This is a genomic window from Bradyrhizobium sp. (assembly GCF_049798375.1).
GTDB lineage: Bacteria > Pseudomonadota > Alphaproteobacteria > Rhizobiales > Xanthobacteraceae > Bradyrhizobium.
The window spans coordinates 1-2,857 of the sequence record NZ_JBARGP010000668.1 but is presented as its reverse complement, the minus strand read 5'-3'; the positions used below and the strand labels follow the sequence as shown (position 1 = coordinate 2,857).

General features: G+C 63.6%; 3 protein-coding genes. All 3 read left to right on the top strand.

The features are described 5' to 3' along the window. Positions 1-2 precede the first annotated feature (2 nt). Positions 3-239, top strand: coding sequence for an exodeoxyribonuclease VII small subunit (locus tag WA702_RS26075; RefSeq protein WP_425113424.1), 237 nt, complete (start codon positions 3-5; stop codon positions 237-239). Positions 240-546: 307 nt separating this feature from the next. Then, positions 547-1,866, top strand: a complete 1,320-nt coding sequence (locus WA702_RS26070) for a hypothetical protein (protein WP_425113423.1) — start codon at positions 547-549, stop codon at positions 1,864-1,866. Positions 1,867-2,270: 404 nt separating this feature from the next. Beyond that, a partial coding sequence (locus WA702_RS26065; RefSeq protein ID WP_425113422.1) for a 1-deoxy-D-xylulose-5-phosphate synthase N-terminal domain-containing protein occupies positions 2,271-2,857 on the top strand: 587 nt, incomplete at its 3' end.

The window sequence follows — 2,857 nt, the reverse complement described above, 5'->3', positions numbered from 1 at the left end:
CAATCACCGACGTCAAGAAGCTGTCGTTCGAGCGCGCAATCGAGGAGCTCGAAACGATCGTGAAGCGGCTCGAGGACGGCAAGGTGCCGCTCGAGGAGTCGGTGACGATCTACGAGCGCGGCGAGGCCTTGAAGCGCCGCTGCGAGGAACTGCTGCGCCAAGCCGAAGCGCGGGTCGAGAAGATCACCACCGACGCCAGCGGCCAAGCCGCCGGCGTCGAGCCGCTCGACGTGCAGTGAGCCCCAAAACGAGCTGAAGGCCGGCAGCCGACGGTTTGGCAGCTGCCGATATCGCGGCTTCCTCGCTCCGCCGGACCGGGCTTGATCCAGCATGTGCCGATCTGCCGCACCGCGGCCGGCGCTGTGCACAGCTGCTGGAATTGTTTGCAAATCCGTCTCGGTCTGCGCCCTCTCCTGCTATAGTCGCGTTGGGGAGCCCGGGGGCCAGCGGCTGTCTCATTGCCCGTTTCCACGAACGCCGGGCGATGAAGCAGCATGATCTTTGCCCGTTTCGGTCTCATGGAAACGCTTTGGGATTTCACAGCGCGTGCGCGTGTCGAACCGCCATATCATTTACGTGCAGGGCTACGACCCGCGGGGGCTCGCGCAATACTACCGCATGTTCCGCACCGAACTGCGCAAGTTCGCTCGCCTCTACCAGCTTTCCGCCACCATCAGCCGGCCGCACAGCCGATCCGACGACGAGATCACCTCCTGGTCGATCGAGACCGGCACGCAAGACAATGGACAAGGCTGGCGGACTCGCACCGACTACGACTTCCTCCGCTTCGAGGATTTCATCCAGAACGATCTTGCCGCGCCGATCTGGCGCACCGTGCCACATGCCGTGTGGCTCTACTGGCAGATGATTTTCTGCGGCACCATCGGCCGGTTCTGGCGCGCCAGTTGGCGGTTCGCGATCTTCATGACCTGGCCGCATATCATCCTGTTGCTGGAGGCGCTGGTTGCGGCCGGCACCGGCTTCGTGTTCGGCAAGGGGCTCGATGCGCTGGGCGTGCCATGGCCCCTGCCCTGGCTCGCGGGATCCGGGATCTTCATTGCGCTGCTGTGGGGTGCGCTGCGCTATTTTGAAAACCAGACCTACGTGCTCTATCTGCTCCGCGACACGATCTGGACAATTCAGTTCTCGCACCGGCGACGACCAGACTGGGATCAGCGCATCGATCGTTTCGCGCAGTACCTCACCGAGGTGGCGCGCACGAGCGAGGCCGACGAGATCGTCCTGGTCGGTCACAGCTCGGGATCGTTCCTGGCTGCGGAGATGCTGGCGCGGGCGCTGCAGCTCGATCCGGCGCTTGGCCGCCACGGTCCGCGCATCATGCTGCTCACCGTCGGTAGCAATTTCCCGATCGTCGGCTTCCATAAGGCGGCGAGCGACTTCCGCGACCACCTCGCCCGGCTTGCTGTCGAGCCACAGATCGACTGGATCGACTGCCAGGCGCGCAAGGACGTGATGAACTTCTTCCCCCTCGACCCGATCGCCTCCCATGGCATCGACCCGGGCAGCGCCAGGCGCAATCCGACCATCGTGCCGGTGCGCTTCCGCGAAATCATCAGACCGGAGCACTACAATCTGTTCCGCTGGCAGTTCTTCCGGGTGCATTTCCAGTTCGTGATGGCCAACGAGCGGCCGCACGCCTACGACTTCTTCATGATCGTCTGTGGCCCGGTGGCCCTCCGCGAACGCATGGCTCACCCCGCTGGCGCGCTAGCAATCGCCACGGCGTCTGATGGCGCAGAGCGTGAGCAGGCGTGGTCCGAGCTCGCGGGATCGGGCCCCTTAGGGGGATCTGTTGCCGTCAATCCGGGCAGCGCCAAGGAACCCGCGGCGCGCCGCCGCGGTTAACGTTCTGGCCAGCCATAGCGTTGGCGGGCTTGCCATATTCCGCTGGGTTGGCTTTAAGGCGCACTTTGGTGTAAGGCTTCCAGGAACTGCGGGCTTTTGGAGGCGCGTGCTCCCGGGAACGCGGCCGAGTTAAGTGTCTGCAGAAGCTGACGAAATGACTTGGTACGCGATCGCTGCGAAAGACTTGTCGGAATGAGTTGGTGAAACGACTTGGCGAAAGGCCCGGATGGACACCGCCAAGAGTGATTTACGTCACACAGACAGACTTCGGCCGCAGTTAGGCTGTCTTCTTTGCCTTTGGTCCGCGCGGATGACACCTTAGATGGTTGAGATCTCGCCGCCCGTTACGATGAACCTCTCTGACGTCGGCCCTTGAACCCGACCTGCAAAATTGGAATATCGCCGTGACCGATTATAGTAAAACGCCGCTTCTCGACACCATCAAGACACCGGACGATCTGCGCCGGCTCAAGGTGGAGCAGGTCCGGCAGGTCGCCGACGAGCTGCGCCAGGAGACCATCGATGCCGTCTCGGTGACCGGCGGTCATTTCGGCGCCGGTCTCGGTGTCGTGGAACTCACCACTGCCATCCACTACGTGTTCGACACCCCCCGCGATCGCCTGATCTGGGACGTCGGCCACCAGGCCTACCCGCACAAGATCCTGACCGGCCGCCGCGATCGCATCCGCACCTTGCGCACCGGTGGTGGCCTCTCTGGCTTCACCAAGCGCTCGGAGAGCGATTACGATCCGTTCGGCGCTGCGCACTCCTCGACCTCGATCTCGGCCGGCCTCGGCATGGCCGTCGCCCGCGACCTCTCCGGCGGCAAGAACAACGTGATCGCCGTGATCGGCGACGGCGCGATGTCCGCCGGCATGGCCTATGAGGCCATGAACAATGCGGGCGCGATGAACTCCCGCCTGATCGTGATCCTCAATGACAACGACATGTCGATCGCGCCGCCGGTCGGCGCCATGTCGGCCTATCTGTC